Here is a 15,408-nt window from a genome sequence, read left to right as displayed (position 1 = left end):
TGCAGGCGGCAATGGGGGAATGGAAGTTTTTTTGCTTCTGATGCTCATGGGAGAAATCAAGATGAAAAGATTTGTAGTCAAAACCACCGCGCTGCTTCTCGCCGCCGGTTTCGCAGCCACGGCCTGGTCGGCCGAATCGCTGCAGGACGTGATGAAGCGTCGTGGTCTGAGCCAGCAGGATCTGCTCGCCGCGTCCAAGACCTACGTCCCGACCGGCAAGCGCGACGAATTCGTCGTCTTCAGTTCGGGCGGACAATCGGGCCAGATCATTGTGTATGGCATTCCGTCCATGCGCATCCTCAAGTACATCGGCGTATTTACGCCGGAACCGTGGCAGGGCTATGGCTTCGACGAAAACTCGAAGGCCGTGCTGCGCCAGGGCAACATCGACGGCAAGGAAATCAACTGGGGCGACACGCACCACCCGGCCATTTCTGAAACCCAGGGCAAGTACGACGGTCAGTTCCTGTTCATCAATGACAAGGCCAACCCGCGTCTCGCCGTGATCGACCTTCGTGACTTCGAAACCAAGCAGATCGTGGTCAACCCGATCTACAAGTCGGAACACGGTGGCGCCTTCGTCACGCCGAATACCGAATACGTCATCGAAGCCGCCCAGTACGCCGCACCGCTCGAAAACAAGAAGTTCTACCCGCTCGAAGACTTCAACGAGAAGTATCGCGGTGGCGTGACCTACTGGAAGTTCGACCGCAAGGAAGGCCGCATCGATCCGAAGCAGTCCTTCTCGATCGAACTGCCGCCCTACTCGCAGGACTTGTCGGACGCCGGCAAAGGCCCGTCTGACGGCTGGTCCTTCACCAACTCCTTCTGTTCCGAGCGTTACGTCGGCGGCATCGAAAAGGGCCGTCCGCCGTATGAAGCCGGTTGCTCCGCCAAGGACACCGACTATCTGCACGTGATCAACTGGAAGAAGGCGGCCGAACTGGTTGCCGCCGGCAAGGCCAAGGTCATCAACGGCCACAAGGTGCTGATGATGGAAACGGCGATCAAGGAAGGCATTCTCTTCCTGGTGCCGGAACCGAAATCGCCGCACGGCGTTGACGTGACCCCCGACGGCACCCGCCTGATCGTCGCCGGCAAGCTCGACACGCACGTTTCCGTCTATTCCTTCGACAAGATCCAGGCCGCAATCAAGGCCGGCAATTTCGAATCCAAGGACCCCTACGGCATTCCCGTGATCGCCATGAAGGACGCGCTGGACAAGCAGGTTCAGCTTGGCCTCGGCCCCCTGCACACACAGTACGACTCGAAATCCTGCATCGCCTACACCTCGCTCTACGTCGACTCCCAGGTTGCCAAGTGGAACTACTGTGACGGCAAGGTGCTCGACAAAATCTCCGTGCATTACAACATCGGTCACCTGATGACCATGGAAGGTGATTCCGTCGATCCGAAGGGCCGCTACCTGGTCGCCCTCAACAAGCTGGCGATTGACCGCTTTGTCCCGGTCGGCCCGCTGCACCCGCAAAACCACCAGCTGATCGACATTTCGAACGACAAGATGCAACTGTTGTACGACATGCCGCTGCCGCTCGGTGAGCCGCACTACGCCGTGGCTATCGACGCCACCAAGCTGAAGCCGGGCGTCCGCTACAAGGTCGGCACCGACTCCCGTACCGACAAGCCCCATCCGGGTGCCGTCCGTGCCGGTGAGGAAGTCACCACCAAGAAGGGCAACAAGATCGAGGTCAAGGGTACGCTGATCCGTTCGCACATCACGCCGGAAACCATCGAAGCCGAAGTTGGCGACGAAGTGACCATCCACCTGACCAACCTCGAACGCGCCCAGGATGAAACCCACGGCTTTACCGTGTCGACCATGAACGTGCACGCTTCGGTTGAGCCGGGCAAGACGGTGACCGTCAAGTTCAAGGCTGACAAGGAAGGGGTGTATCCGTACTACTGCACCGAGTTCTGCTCCGCCCTCCACCTTGAAATGCAGGGTTACCTACTGGTCAAGCCGAAGGGCTGGAAGCCGGGCAAGAGTGAAGCGGCCAAGGCCGTCTATACCGAAGCCGACTACAAGGCCACGGTGAAGAAGGTCGTTGATACCCAGGTTGTCATTGATTCCGTCGTTGGCTACATCACCAGCGTCAACTTCAAGGACTTCCCAGATGTCGTGAACATGGTTGACGACGCTACCGACCAACTCGGCAAGATCAAGGAAGCCAAGGCCAAGCACGAAGCCGCAGCGGCCAAGAAGGATTGGGACCAGGCTAACCTGTGGGCCGAGCAAGTCTGGCAATACCAGGTCAAGGCCGCCGACATCGGCCTGCGCGCCAAGACCTACCTTGAGCAGAACGGCGCCAAGAAGGTCAAGTAAGCCAAAAGTCTTGATCTGACTTAAGGCATTCAGCGGGGAACAGAGCCAATCTGTTCCCCGTTTCACATTAAGGAGGGAATACCCATGAAATTTGTAATGACTTTGCTCGCCGCCGGGCTCATCACCACCCCGGCCTTCGCCGCACTTGATGGCGCAAAACTCTATGCCGAAAAGACCTGCAACGCCTGCCACGGCCCGAAGGGCGACAAGCCGCTGATGCCGAATTACCCGAAGGTGGCCGGCCAGAACGCCGCCTACTCGGAACAGCAGATCAAGGACATCAAGAGCGGTGCCCGCAACAACGGCCAGACGGCCGCCATGAAGGGCGTCCTGCACCTCGTCAATGACGAGGAGATCAAGGCCATCTCGGAATACCTGTCGAAACTGAAATAAACAGGAGAAGCCGGTTTTTCCCGCTTCTGACCAACATCAAAGAACGCTGATATGCGCAGTGAAACAATGCTTTCAGCGTTCCGAATCACCTGCCATAAAAGGAAACCAAACATGAAAGCATCACTGCTTTTGATCAGCTTGCTCACGGCAGGCATTGCCTTTGCCGCACCGCCAGCCCCGAAATCCGAAGGCATCGAGGGCAAGGATTACAAGTGGAATGCCCAGGGTGGCGAAAAGAGCGAGGCACTGAACAAGAAGGGCGACGCCAAAGCTGGCGAAGAAGGTTACGAAACCTGCGGCGCATGCCACCTGCCCTCTGGCGCTGGTCGTCCGGACGGCACTTTCCCGCAACTCGCCGGCCAGCACACCACCGTGCTGATCAAACAGATGGCCGACATTCGCGCCGGTCTGCGTGACAACCCGACGATGTACCCGTTTGCCGCCACCCTGACCGATGCCCAGGAACTGGCCAACGTTGCCGCCTACATCGAGAAGCTGTGCATTCCGCTCGACCACGGTCATTACGACTCGAAGCCGGGCGACAACATGGACAAGAACTGGAAGGCTCCGGCCGATACCGACAAGCGCATCGCCGACGGCAAGGCCTTGTACGAAAAGGAATGCCTGGAGTGCCATGGCAAGAACGGCGAAGGCAACAAGGAAAAGTTCTATCCCGTCATCGCCGGCCAGCACTACAAGTACCTGCTGCGCCAGATGACCGAAATTCGCAACGGCCATCGCCGCAATGCCAATCCGGACATGGTCAAGATCATCAAGAAGTACACCGACGATCAGCTGATTTCCATTTCGGCCTATCAGGCCAGCCTGGTCATGCCGGGCAATATGTGCAAACCGAAAGCCGGCAAAAAGAAGTAACGCTTTAGACTGGTTGCCTGAACCTGCTTCAGGCAACCATTTCCAGTCGACAACCGGAGGCATTCAACAGAGAGCAGCAACATGGAAAAACAAAATAAAATCATTGGTGGCCTGACCCTGATTTCACTGGTCTGCCTGATCGCCGCCTACTTCGCCCCGATCTGGTGGGTCTCGCTGACCGCCCCGAATTACCCGCCCGATGCCTTCCCCGATGGCATCCGCATCCATTTCCATTTCGACGGCGTCTATAACGGCTGCAAGGCGGCCGGCAAGGGCACCCGCATGGCCAACGAGATCATTCAGAAAGATCTCTCCCACGAAGACGAGCGTTACAACCCGATCACCGACGCCGCCAAGAACGTCGACAAGGGCGCCGAAGGCCTCGACTGCGTCCATGAGATGAACACCATCAACCACTACGTCGGCATGTTCCCCATCGCCACCGGGGCGCCGGTTGAAAAACCGCTCGCCAAGTTCTTCTTCGGTTTCTTCGCGGTGATGTTGGCAGCCTTTGCCATGCCCCGGAAAAAGCCCCGCTTGCTCGTGCTGGCTGCCGGCTTCGCCGCCGTTGCCGCCTGGATGATCATCGACCAGTTCGTTCTCGGCCATCTGGAAAGCCACGTTCAGGCCTACATGCAGGAGTCCGGCACCTTCTTCAAGGATATGGAGCGCATCAACGCCTGGGGCGACAATGTGCGCAATGTCTCGACCATCGTCATTTTCGGCCTCATCGCGGTGATGGGCATCGTCATTGCCGGGGTGGCCAGGATTCGCCCCTTCCAACTCCTGCTCGCCCTCGTTCCCGCCCTCCTGCCGGTCTTCTTCGTCATCACCTACGCCGGCTGGCTGTGGTTCTTCGGCCACAACATGCACCCCTGGGGCGCCTTTACCGTGAAGCCCTTCATGCCCACCGTCTTCGGTGAAGGCAAGGTCGCCCAGTTCTCGACCTTCTCCTATCCATACTGGGGCTATGGTCTGCTCGTCGCCATCTTCGTCTGCATGATGCTGGCCTTGCTGATCCGTCGCAAACAGTTGCGCGAAGGGACGGCCGAGTAAGCCGTATGCACCATCTGAACCATCTGGCCAAGCTGAGCCTGGCTGCTGCCCTGCTCCTTGTTCTGACCACCGGCCAGACCGAGCCGCAAGGCGGCGTTCCGGCCGGCATGGGCGCACGAGCCGATGTCGATCGGCCGAAGCCGACCTTCATGCTGCATGAGCGCGACAAGCGGGTGCATGGCCTGAAACCCTTCCAGGATCTCGTCGACAAGGCACCGGCTGGGTCCGTCCTCAAACCGCCGGCCGGCAGCTATGCCGGCCCGGTCGTCATCAACAAGCCGCTGACCATCGACGGTGGCGGCCAGGTCAGCATCGATGCCGGCGACCGCGGCACGGTCATGATCCTCAATGCCAGCAACTCGACTCTACGCGGCCTGCGTCTGACCGGCTCCGGCGACTCGCACGATTCCGACGACTCCTGCCTCGATGTACGGGGTGACGGTAATACCATCGAGAACCTGACGATGGACAACTGCCTGTTCGGTCTCGATCTCAAGCAGTCCAATCACAGCATCATCCGCGGTAACAGTATCCACTCCAAGGACCGCGAGCTCGGCGTTCGGGGCGACGGCCTGCGCCTGTGGTACAGCAATGACAACCTGATCGAGAAGAACCGGATCATCGACTCGCGCGATATGGTCGCCTGGTACTCGCACAAGAATATCTTCCGGGAGAATCTCGGCCGACGCAGCCGCTATTCCATTCATTTCATGTTCGCAAACGACAACGTCGTCGAACGCAACGAGTTCTACGACAACGCCGTCGGCGTCTATTTCATGTACACCGAGGGCGGCATCGTGCGCGACAACGTCATCTCGCACGCCACCGGTGCCACCGGCATGGGCATCGGTTTCAAGGAAGCCTCGGGGACAATCATCGAGAACAACGAAATCATCTACTGCGGCGTCGGCATCGGCTCCGACCTGTCCCCCTTTCAGCCCGACAGCAACATCGAGATTCGGGGCAACCGCTTCGCCTACAACGGTACCGGCATCCTGTTCAACAGCGAAACCGGCGGCAACAACATGATCGACAACATTTTCGAGGGCAACCTGACGCAGGTTGCCTATGGCGGTCACGGCGACAACAACAACAGCCCGAAGAACGTCTGGCGCGGCAATTACTGGGACGACTACCAGGGCTTCGATCGCGATGGTGACGGCTTCGGCGACAAGACCCACGAGCTCTATGCCTATGCCGACCAGATCTGGATGGAACTACCAATTGCCCGCTTCTTCCGCAGTTCACCGGTGATGGAACTCCTCGACTTTCTCGAACGCCTGGCCCCCTTCTCGACGCCCGACCTGATCCTGCGCGATGAACAGCCACGCTTCATCAAACCGCAAAGAGCGGCCCGCGCATGAGCGATCTCGACCACGACCGCAGCACCGACGACGCCTTGGACGTCGCTCCGGCCGAGCCGACGCCGCGCCCGTCGACGCCAGCCGGCAAGCCGGCGGTATCCATTGCCAAACGGCAAACCAACCGCCGTCGCGTCCTGCGCACGATCCTGCTCACCGGCGGCGTCCTCGGCGCCGCGCTGTCCGGCTTCCTGCCCCTCGTCTATGCCCAGAAGAAACGTCTGCGCCCACCCGGCGCCCTCGATGAAAAGGACTTCCTCGGCAGTTGCATCAAATGCGGCCAGTGCGTCCAGGTCTGCCCGGTCTCGGCCATCAAGCTGGCCGACCTGATCGACGGCGTCGGCGTTGGCACCCCCTACATCGACCCACGCCAGCAAGCCTGCGACTTCTCCTGCGATGCCGTGCAGTGCATCCTGGCCTGCCCGACCGGCTCGCTGACCTACCACAAGCCCGATTTTCTCCCCGTGCGCCCGGGTGCCGCGCTGGCCGCCAAACCCATCCTGATCGCCAAGGAAAAGGACGCCGAGCCGACGCTCAATCTGCACGAACGCATCGGCGTCGCCCGCCTGACCCGCCCGGAGGCCTGCCTGGCCATTCAGGGCAAGGGCTTCAAGGGGCTGACGCGAGGGGCCGACTTCAGGGGCAAGCTGCGCTACATGTCCGTAGACCGCTGGAAGCCGGTGAAGGTCAGCAGCCATCCCTACGATGTCGCCGAATGCGATCTGTGCGTCCGCGAATGTCCGGTCAAGGGGGCCATTTCGATCGAAACCGTGTTCGCCCCGGATGGCAGCAAGCGCAAATCGCCGGTCATCCACGAACCCTGTGTTGGTTGTGGTGTCTGCGAAATGGTCTGCCCGGTGGAGCCAGGTTGTATCACCGTCGAAGCCGGCGAGGTCTGGAAAATATGACCAACAGGAATCCCCGCCGATGAGCGCCCTTCTCAAACGCCGCTTTGTCGATCAGATCAAGGTCATGTTTGGTGCCGAACCTTCGAAACCGAAGGAAATCAGCCCGGCCGCCCAGCAGATTCATTTCTACAAGAAAGGCAACCGCGACCTCATTGCCGAAAATCTGCATGCCCGCGCCCATGCCGGGCACAGCAACAAATGGCGCAATCGCCGCTGGGCGACGCTGATTTTCGCCAACCTGCTATTCACGCTGTCCTTCTTCCTCGACATCCAGATTCTCGAAGGGGCGCTGACTGCCTCGCGCTTCGTCGGTTTCCACCTGATCGACCTCAATTCGGCGCTGCAAGTGATGCTCGCCCACAAGCACATCATCAACAATCTGCTGATTGGCACCGGCACCGTGCTCGTTCTTTGGGTACTGCTTGGCGGCCGCACCTTCTGCTCCTGGGTCTGCCCCTACCACCTGCTGGCCGAATGGGCCGAAAAGATCCATCTCTATCTGGCCAAAAAGAAACTGGTCACCGACCAGACCATGGACCGCCGCCTGCGCACCGTGTTCTGGGCCATTTTCGCCCTGCTCGCGCTGGCCACTGGCTACACCGTCTATGAAGCCATCTCGCCAACCGGCATCCTGTCGCGCGCCCTGATCTATGGCCCCGGCCTGGCACTGCTCTGGGTGCTGGCCCTGCTCTTCTTCGAGGTTTTTTTCTCGCGCCGCGCCTGGTGCCGCTATGCCTGCCCGATCGGCCTGACCTACGGCGTCGTCGGCATCGTGTCACCGGTCCGCATCATCTACAAGCTCGATGCCTGCTTCCACGAAGGCGATTGTCGCAAGGTCTGCCTCGTGCCGCACGTGCTGGACACGGTGATCAAGGGCCGCGCCGTCGAAAAGGAAGTACCGATTGGCCCCGACTGTACGCGCTGTGGACTCTGTGTCGACACCTGCCCGACCGGTTCGCTGAGTTTCGAGGTCAAGGGCCTGTCCAAACTGGCCTGAAATTTGACGCAGATTCAGGGCCGACCAAAGTCCCCCACCTATAATTTGCCCATGATCAAATTTACGAATCTGGTAAAAGACTTTCGCCGTGCCCGCATCCTGGATGGCATCAGCCTCGACATCGACCTTGGCGAGCGCGTCGCGCTGATCGGCTCGAACGGTGCCGGCAAGACCACGCTGATTCGGTGCCTGCTGGGTGAATACACGCACCATGGCGAAGTAACGATCAACGGCCTCGACCCGCGCAGCAACCGGACGGAAGTGCTCGGCAACATCGGTTTCGTGCCGCAATTGCCGCCGCCGCTGAAAATGCCGGTCGGCCAGCTGATCGATTTTTCGGCCGCCCTGTGCGGCACTGACCCCCAGCGTATCCACGACATAGCCCGACGCCTTGGCCTCGACATCGACGCCATCCTCACCCGCCAGTTCGTCCGCCTCTCCGGCGGCATGAAACAAAAACTGCTGATCGCCATCGCCCTCGGCCGCGAGGCCAGAGTGCTGATCATGGACGAACCGGCCGCCAATCTCGACCCCGAAGCGCGCAAGATTTTCTTCGACCTGCTGGCCGAGCGTCTCGACGATGCCACGATGATCATCTCCAGCCACCGCCTCGACGAGGTCTCGGCCCTGGTCAACCGGGTCATCGAAATGGACATGGGCAAGGTCGTCCTCGACGACAAGGTGGCCGATGCCGTAACCCTGACGGCCCGCCTGGCCTGCCGCGTCGTCCTCAGCCGCTTTGAACCAGCCTTCGCCAAGGCACTGGCTGGCTGGAACCTGTGCAGCAGTGACGACAACCGGGTCTGGGAAGGCGACATCGCCGGCCCTGACCGCCTCCGCTTCCTCGGCATCATTTCCCGCTACACGGCGCTGGTCAGTGACCTGTCGCTATCCGAGAACTGACCATGTGCAACCAGCAACGCCGCCACTTCATCAGCCGCCTCGGCCTCGGCGGATTTATGCTCACCCCGCTCGCCACCGCCCTATCGGGCTGCAGTAACAAGGGTGGCTGGCCGGACGGGATGGCCGAGATCAAGTGGGACCGCGACACCTGCACCCGCTGCAGCATGGTCATTTCCGACCGTCGCTTCGCGGCCGAAATCCGGGGCGGCCCGGACAACGCCGTATTCAAATTCGACGACCCAGGCTGTCTCGCCTTCTGGCTCAAGGAAAAGAGCGAGAAATTCCCGTGGCTGACCGACCCCGCGACCCGTATCTGGATCGCCGACTACAACAGCAAGAGCCGCGAGGAGATGAGCTGGCTCGATCCGAAACGCGCCCAGTTCATCACCAAGCAATCGCCGATGGGCTACAACTTCGCAGCCGTTGCCATGCCCATGCCGGGCAGCCTCGATTTCACCGACATGCGCCAGCACACACTGGCCAAAGGCAAGTAAATGAAACAACTGTGGCTCACCGCCAAACTCGATATCGTCGAATCCCTGCGTGCCCGCTGGTTCCAGATCTACACCCTGGTCTTCGGTGGCATTGTGGCCCTGCTCTTTCTCTTCGGCCTGACCGAATCGCGCGTCCTCGGCTTCATCGGCCTGTCCCGTCTACTTGTCACCTACATCCAGCTGACCATGGCCATTCTGCCCATCTTCGTCCTCATCACCACCGTACGCTCGGTAGCCGGCGACCGTGAGGCCGGCGTTTTCGAATATCTGCTCTCGCTGCCGGTATCCCTCTCGGCGTGGTTCTGGGGCAAGATTGTCGGTCGCTACATCGTGGTGTTCACCCCGGTCTTCCTTGCCATGCTTGGGGCCGTAATCTGGGCCACCATCCAGGGCATCGAAGTGCCGTGGGACATGTTTGGCTACTACACCGCCCTCCTCGCCGTCATGGCCCTGTGTTTCCTCGGCATCGGCATGCTCATTTCGGCTGTTGCTCGCAGCACCGACATGGCCCAGGGTGCAGCCTTCATGGTCTGGCTCTTCCTGCTACTCTTCCTTGACCTCATCCTGCTCGGCGTCATGATCCAGGGCAAGGTCGCGCCGGAACTCGCCGTCACGCTGGCCCTGGCCAATCCGCTGCAAGTCTTCCGGACCGCCGCGCTGGCACTGTTCGACCCGCAACTGATCGTTCTCGGCCCCTCGGCCTATGTCATCCTCGACCTCTTTGGTGCGACCGGCTACAAGATCTTTGCGCTGGTCTACCCGGCAACCCTCGGCATGGTCAGTGCTACCATTGGCTACTTCATCTTCCGTCGTGGTGATCTGCCTTGAAAAAGCTGTTTGCAGTTTTCGTTTTTAGCCTGTTTTCCGGCCTGACCACTGCGCAGGAAACCACCTCATCGGCCCCGCTGTTTGCCGCCACGCTCAACGACCTCCGCGACAAGCCGGTCGCCCTCGAGCAGTACCGTGGCAAACCGCTCGTGGTTAATTTCTGGGCCCGCTGGTGCGGCCCCTGCCGGGCTGAAATTCCCGAACTGCTGAAGTTCCGCGCCGCCCATAAGGGAAAGGTTGAAATCCTCGGCATCGGCATTGAAGACAACGCCGAGCCGGCCAAGGATTTTGCCAAGGCCTACGACATGAACTACCCGGTCTTCGTCGCCAAGGACAAGGGTATCCCGCTCATGCAGGCGCTTGGCAATACCCGGGGCGGCCTGCCCTACACGCTGTTCATCGACCGCAACGGCGAGGTCGTCCAGAAAAAGCTGGGCGTCCTCAAGAAAGCCGATTTCGATGCTGTGCAGGAAGCGCTGCTGAAGAAATAGGTCCTTAAGCGACCCAGGTCACAGACCGGCCCAAAGCCGTCCGATATAGTTGCCCCGATTGCGCCCGGCCCTTGTGCCCGGGCTATCGACAACAATTTGCTTTCGGAGAATCCATGACCATCAACCGCCTCGCATCCACCCTCCTGCTCGCCGGCCTTGCGCTCGGCACCACGGCCAGCCACGCCGACGGCCTCAGGTTTTTCCCCGGTCTCGACAAGGACTTCAAGGCAGAGCCTTCACTGGCTCTCTCGGCTGGCGTCATGGGTGCCGCGGCCACCAACAGTGACTCGATGTTCGTTTATGGCCTCGACTTCAACATGAACTGCGGCCTGATCCAGACCCCGGACAACCGTATTCGCACCCACGTTCAGATCAATCACGTCGACGAATCCGGGATGAAAGCCACCTCCTTCGAACTATCGCCGCGTTACACCGTGCCGCTCGGCAGTGGCTTCTCGCTCGGCGCCGGCCCGGTGCTCGGTGTCGTCCTGGCCGACAACGGCCGTAACGACAAGAGCCTGTTCGGCTACGGCGCGGTGGTTGGGGCCAACTACCGCAAGGGCATGTACTACTCGGGCCTCGACCTGCGCTACCTGAACACCAGCCAAAGCGATGGCGTCAGCTTTGAAAACTGGGCGCTGATGGCCAAGGTTGGCATCAACTTCTAAGCACCTCGCCGATGACTGACGAAAATGGAAGGCAGATGCCTTCCATTTTTTTGTCATGGCTGCGGGCGTCGCCCCTTGCTTTACAGAGGTCGTGACGAATCGATAGCCTTAAGGAACCTTTGCCGCGCCTGCTCCAGTTCAGCCTGCCCGGCCTCGCCGACCAACTGCTCACAGGTCTCGACAAAAGCGTTGAAGGCCATGCGCACGACGGGTGCCTCAAGCCGTCCCTTGCCTTCGACAGAGGGTAAGTCGAGCGGCCTCAGCACGGCATGACGGGGAATGATGCGTTGCCCGCCATCCTCGGAGGATGCCGTCAATGGACCGGTTTTGACAAAGACCTGTCCCTCGTATTCAAAGCGGGCGCCGATGGCCAGATGCTGAAGTTTCATGACGGGTTTCCGGTAATGCTTTCCAAATTGAGCGAACGGGGCGCGTAGAAGGCCCTTCGCTCTGAATCTTAGCGTTAATCACCCCTTAAGTTTCGCCTAAGGCACCTTTAAGGCTCGCTCCCTACACTGCTTCTCCATGAACACACCAAGGAGAAGAACAATGAAAGCGATCCCCTCCATCGGCCTGCTGCTGGTCAGCCTGGCCAGCCATGCCGAGACGCCGCAGCAAGTTCGTCAGATTTATGTCAGCGAAGCCAGCGCCCAGCAAGCCGGTTTCACCCCATCTGCCAAGCGCGGTGAGGCCTTTTTCCGCCAACGCTTTGCCATCAACGACAAGATGCCGGCGTGCACCAGTTGCCACACAGACAGTCCGCTCAAGGCCGGCCAACATGCGGTAACCGGCAAGAACATCCGGCCGCTGGCCGTGGCCGCCAATGCTGAACGTTTCAGCGATCCGGCCAAAGTTGAAAAGTGGTTCGGCCGCAATTGCAAGGAAGTCGTCGGTCGCGCCTGCACGCCGGGCGAGAAGGCCGATTTCGTGACCTACCTGAGCGAGGTACGCTGAGATGAAACACATTTTACTGATCGCCCTGCTCGGCAGCGCCTTCCCGGCCCTGGCGGACCGCCTGCCGATGCCGGCCAACGCCCCGGCCAGTTTCAGCGCGGAGTGCAGCAGTTGCCATATTGCCTACCAGCCGGCGCTACTGCCGGCCAAGGACTGGCGCAAGCTGATGAGCGGTCTGAGTGACCATTTCGGCACCGATGCGACGGTGGACAGCAAGAAAGCGCAGGAAATCACCGCCTTTCTTGAGCGTAACGCCGGCGATCCCAGCCGTCTGGGCAATGCCGGCAATCCGCCGCGCATCACCAAGACGGCCCGCTTTTTCGGCAAACACGATGAAATCCCGGCCCGCTTCTGGCGCGACCCGCGCGTCAAGTCGGCCGCTAACTGCGAAGCCTGTCATGGCGGTGCCGCCAAGGGCAATTACAGCGAACGTGACATCGCCATTCCTGAATTGAGGGAGTAATCATCATGCAAAAAATACTCGTCTGGGACTGGCCGGTTCGCCTCGGCCACTGGCTCATGGTCGGCGGCTTCGTCATTGCCTGGCTGACCTCGGACAGCGAAAGCTGGCGCCTGGTCCATGCCGCTTCTGGCTCGGTGGTCGTTGCCGCAGCGCTCTTCCGTCTGCCCTGGGGCTTCATCGGCTCACGTTACGCCCGCTTTGTCGACTTCCTGCGCGGCCCTGGCTCGGTCATTGGCTACCTGCGCAGCCTGCTGCGCCTGGAACCGGATCACCATACCGGCCACAATCCGGCCGGCGGGTGGGCCATCATGCTACTGCTCGGTCTCGGCATCACCACCGGCCTCATTGGCTGGGCGATGTATAACGAATCGGGTGGCGAATGGCTGGAAGAGCTCCACGAAGGCCTGGCCGTCACCATGCTGACCGTGGTTGTCATCCACGTCGCCGGAGTCATTTCGGGCAGCCTGCTGCACGGTGAAAACCTGGTGCGGGCGATGCTAACCGGCCACAAACAGGGTTCGCCCGACGATGCCATCCCCTCGGCCCGCCCACTGGCTGCCATCGCTCTCCTCGTCTGGGTGGCTGCTGCCAGCTGGTGGCTGGCAAGCTGATAGAATAAAAGCATGCGCATCCTGCTTGTTGAAGACGACCCCGAACTCGGCGATGGCCTGACCATCGGCCTGCGCCAGTTCGGCTTTGCCGTCGACTGGCTGCGCGATGGCAACTCCGCCGACCAGGCCTTGCAGTCAGAAAGTTTCGACCTGGTGGTCCTCGACCTTGGCCTGCCCAGACTTTCCGGCATGGATGTCCTGAATCGCGCCCGTGGCCGGGGACAGACCATGCCCATTCTCATCCTCACTGCCCGTGACGCCACCGGTGATAAGGTTTCCGGTCTCGATGCCGGGGCTGACGATTACCTCGTCAAGCCGATCGACCTCGACGAACTGAGCGCCCGCATCCGCGCCCTGACCCGGCGCAGCGCCGGCCGCGCCGCCCCACTGCTGACGCGGGGCGAACTGAGCGTGGACCTGGCCGCACACCGGGTTACGCTGTCGGGGGATGAAATTGACCTGTCCGGCCGCGAATTTTCGCTGCTCCAGATGCTCCTTGAGAACGCCGGCCGCGTGTTGACCCGGACCCAGCTTGAGCAATCGGTCTACGGCTGGCGTGACGAGCCGGACAGCAATGCCCTCGAAGTACACATCCACCATCTGCGCAAGAAACTCGGCGGCGACCTCATCCGCACCCTGCGCGGGGTCGGCTACACCATCCCGAAATGAGCCAGCCGGCCACCACCCTCTGGTTCTCCCTGCGTCATCGCCTGCTCGGTCTGCTGCTTGGCGGCGTTGCAGCCGCCTGGCTGGTGACCATGGTGTTCAGCTATATCGACGCCCACCACGAAGTCGATGAACTGTTCGATGCCCAGCTCAGTCAGGCCGCCCAGACCCTGCTCGCCCTGGCCAGCCATGATGAGGGCGACGACATTGAGGATCTCGGCGACGCCTCGCACAAATACCAGCGCCGCCTGCGTTTCCAGATCTGGCGCGCCGACGGCCGGTTGCTGATGCGCTCGAAGAACGCCCCGGAAACACCGTTGACCGATGCCATAGGCTTTTCCGAAACCCAGGGCGACGATGGGCACTGGCGTCATTTCAGCCAGTGGAACGAAGATCGCAGCCTGCAAGTCCAGGTCAGCGAAAACCACCATATCCGCGACGAGTTGATCGGTCACATTGCCTGGCGTCTGCTCCTGCCCGCACTCTTCGGCCTGCCCTTGATCGGCCTCTGGGTCTGGCTCGCCACCCGGCAGGGCTTTGCACCGCTGGATGGTATCGCCCGCCAGATCGCCAGTCGCGACCCGCAACAATTACAGCCGGTGCAACCGTCGACCGCACCCGAGGAGATCCGCACCCTGCTCGAAGCGTTAAATGGCCTGTTCCAGCGCGTCGAACACACGCTCGAAGCCGAACGCCGCTTTACTGCCGATGCGGCCCACGAACTGCGCACCCCGCTGGCCGCCTTGCAGGCCCAGTTGCAGGTCGCCCAGCGCGCCCGCGACAGCGACGAGCGCGACCGCTCGATGAGCCAGCTGCAAAGCGGCCTCACCCGGGCCGCCCACCTGGTCGACCAGATGCTGCATCTGGCCCGCCTCGACCCCGAATCCGGCCTGCCCAATCCGCAAGCCGTCGATCTCCCGGAACTGGCTGAAGAAGTTTGCGCCGATCTCGGCCCGCAAATTCTGGAAAAAAATATCGATTTCGATTTCACCGCCAGCCCCGCCTGCCAGGTCACCGGGCAAGCCGAATGGCTACGGGTGCTGATCCGCAATCTGGTCGACAATGCCGTTCGCTATACCCCGGAAGCCGGCCAGGTGCGCGTCAATATCACCAGAAGCGAGGCGCAGATCACCCTCTCGGTCAGCGATAGTGGCCCGGGCATCCCGCCAGAAGAGCGCGAATCCGTCCTGCGTCGCTTTCACCGCCTGAATCAGGGGAGCCAGCCGGGCAGTGGCCTCGGGTTGGCCATCGTGGCACGCATTGCCGAACTGCATGGTGCCACGCTCAAGCTCGACGCATCTAATATGCCAAAAGGCCTATTGGTCACGATACAATTCCCCGGCCGCTGATTATCGGATTATGATCCGTGACTGGCCGCAGGCCGTTTTGTGCCGA

Annotated in this window: 18 protein-coding genes; 17 read left to right on the top strand and 1 reads right to left on the bottom strand. The window is 60.8% G+C overall.

The genetic code is table 11. From position 1 onward, the window contains the following. Positions 1 to 61 precede the first annotated feature (61 nt). The 12 genes from nosZ to HYN24_RS05940 all read left to right on the top strand — a co-directional run bounded on the left by nosZ (position 62) and on the right by HYN24_RS05940 (position 11,319). Positions 62 to 2,344 carry a Sec-dependent nitrous-oxide reductase gene (gene nosZ, locus HYN24_RS05995; RefSeq protein WP_117610225.1) on the top strand — a complete coding sequence of 761 codons (2,283 nt, stop codon included), beginning with the start codon at positions 62 to 64 and terminating at the stop codon, positions 2,342 to 2,344. Positions 2,345 to 2,428: 84 nt separating this feature from the next. Then, positions 2,429 to 2,737, top strand: a complete 309-nt coding sequence (locus HYN24_RS05990; protein ID WP_117608404.1) for a cytochrome c — start codon at positions 2,429 to 2,431, stop codon at positions 2,735 to 2,737. Positions 2,738 to 2,848: 111 nt separating this feature from the next. After that, positions 2,849 to 3,613 (top strand): c-type cytochrome, encoded by a 765-nt coding sequence (locus tag HYN24_RS05985; protein WP_117608403.1) that lies wholly within the window; start codon positions 2,849 to 2,851, stop codon positions 3,611 to 3,613. Between the two features lie 81 nt (positions 3,614 to 3,694). Beyond that, positions 3,695 to 4,669, top strand: a complete 975-nt coding sequence (locus HYN24_RS05980) for a hypothetical protein (RefSeq protein WP_117608402.1) — start codon at positions 3,695 to 3,697, stop codon at positions 4,667 to 4,669. 5 nt (positions 4,670 to 4,674) lie between these two features. Beyond that, on the top strand, positions 4,675 to 6,033 hold the full coding sequence (nosD, locus tag HYN24_RS05975; protein WP_117608401.1) for a nitrous oxide reductase family maturation protein NosD: 1,359 nt from the start codon (positions 4,675 to 4,677) through the stop codon (positions 6,031 to 6,033). Beyond that, a complete protein-coding gene (locus HYN24_RS05970) occupies positions 6,030 to 6,938 on the top strand; it encodes a 4Fe-4S dicluster domain-containing protein (RefSeq protein WP_240327745.1) in 909 nt (302 codons plus the stop codon). Before nosD ends, HYN24_RS05970 begins: the two co-directional genes overlap by 4 nt. A gap of 19 nt (positions 6,939 to 6,957) precedes the next feature. Beyond that, positions 6,958 to 7,935: a NapH/MauN family ferredoxin-type protein gene (locus HYN24_RS05965; protein ID WP_205421452.1), complete on the top strand. Its 978-nt coding sequence runs from the start codon at positions 6,958 to 6,960 to the stop codon at positions 7,933 to 7,935. A 51-nt stretch (positions 7,936 to 7,986) separates the two neighbouring features. Continuing rightward, the gene (locus tag HYN24_RS05960; protein ID WP_117608400.1) at positions 7,987 to 8,838 is read left to right on the top strand and encodes an ABC transporter ATP-binding protein; all 852 of its coding nucleotides are present in this window, start codon (positions 7,987 to 7,989) and stop codon (positions 8,836 to 8,838) included. A 2-nt stretch (positions 8,839 to 8,840) separates the two neighbouring features. Continuing rightward, positions 8,841 to 9,332 carry a hypothetical protein gene (locus HYN24_RS05955; RefSeq protein WP_117608399.1) on the top strand — a complete coding sequence of 164 codons (492 nt, stop codon included), beginning with the start codon at positions 8,841 to 8,843 and terminating at the stop codon, positions 9,330 to 9,332. Next, positions 9,333 to 10,160 (top strand): ABC transporter permease, encoded by an 828-nt coding sequence (locus tag HYN24_RS05950; protein ID WP_117608398.1) that lies wholly within the window; start codon positions 9,333 to 9,335, stop codon positions 10,158 to 10,160. It abuts the gene before it with no gap. Continuing rightward, a complete protein-coding gene (locus tag HYN24_RS05945) occupies positions 10,157 to 10,651 on the top strand; it encodes a TlpA disulfide reductase family protein (RefSeq protein WP_117608397.1) in 495 nt (164 codons plus the stop codon). Before HYN24_RS05950 ends, HYN24_RS05945 begins: the two co-directional genes overlap by 4 nt. 113 nt (positions 10,652 to 10,764) lie before the next feature. After that, entirely contained in the window at positions 10,765 to 11,319 is a 555-nt protein-coding gene (locus HYN24_RS05940) for a hypothetical protein (protein ID WP_117608396.1), read from the top strand. A gap of 80 nt (positions 11,320 to 11,399) precedes the next feature. Here HYN24_RS05940 and HYN24_RS05935 read toward each other — a convergent pair whose 3' ends face one another. Then, a complete protein-coding gene (locus HYN24_RS05935) occupies positions 11,400 to 11,708 on the bottom strand; it encodes a hypothetical protein (protein WP_117608395.1) in 309 nt (102 codons plus the stop codon). Between the two features lie 160 nt (positions 11,709 to 11,868). Here HYN24_RS05935 and HYN24_RS05930 point away from each other — a divergent pair, with 160 nt between their 5' ends. Genes HYN24_RS05930 through HYN24_RS05910 form a run of 5 tightly spaced genes read left to right on the top strand, consistent with a single transcriptional unit; the run spans position 11,869 to position 15,362 of the window. Further along, the gene (locus HYN24_RS05930; protein WP_117608394.1) at positions 11,869 to 12,273 is read left to right on the top strand and encodes a DUF1924 domain-containing protein; all 405 of its coding nucleotides are present in this window, start codon (positions 11,869 to 11,871) and stop codon (positions 12,271 to 12,273) included. 1 nt (position 12,274) lies between these two features. Further along, on the top strand, positions 12,275 to 12,736 hold the full coding sequence (locus tag HYN24_RS05925) for a cytochrome C (protein WP_117608393.1): 462 nt from the start codon (positions 12,275 to 12,277) through the stop codon (positions 12,734 to 12,736). Between the two features lie 5 nt (positions 12,737 to 12,741). After that, a complete protein-coding gene (locus HYN24_RS05920; RefSeq protein WP_117608392.1) occupies positions 12,742 to 13,347 on the top strand; it encodes a cytochrome b/b6 domain-containing protein in 606 nt (201 codons plus the stop codon). A gap of 12 nt (positions 13,348 to 13,359) precedes the next feature. Further along, positions 13,360 to 14,016, top strand: coding sequence for a response regulator transcription factor (locus tag HYN24_RS05915; protein WP_117608391.1), 657 nt, complete (start codon positions 13,360 to 13,362; stop codon positions 14,014 to 14,016). Then, positions 14,013 to 15,362, top strand: a complete 1,350-nt coding sequence (locus HYN24_RS05910; protein ID WP_117608390.1) for an ATP-binding protein — start codon at positions 14,013 to 14,015, stop codon at positions 15,360 to 15,362. The genes HYN24_RS05915 and HYN24_RS05910 overlap by 4 nt, the downstream gene beginning before the upstream one ends. Positions 15,363 to 15,408: the final 46 nt, after the last annotated feature.

This window comes from Dechloromonas sp. HYN0024, assembly GCF_003441615.1.
Taxonomy (GTDB): Bacteria; Pseudomonadota; Gammaproteobacteria; order Burkholderiales; family Rhodocyclaceae; genus Azonexus.
This window is presented reverse-complemented; position numbering and strand designations above follow the sequence as displayed.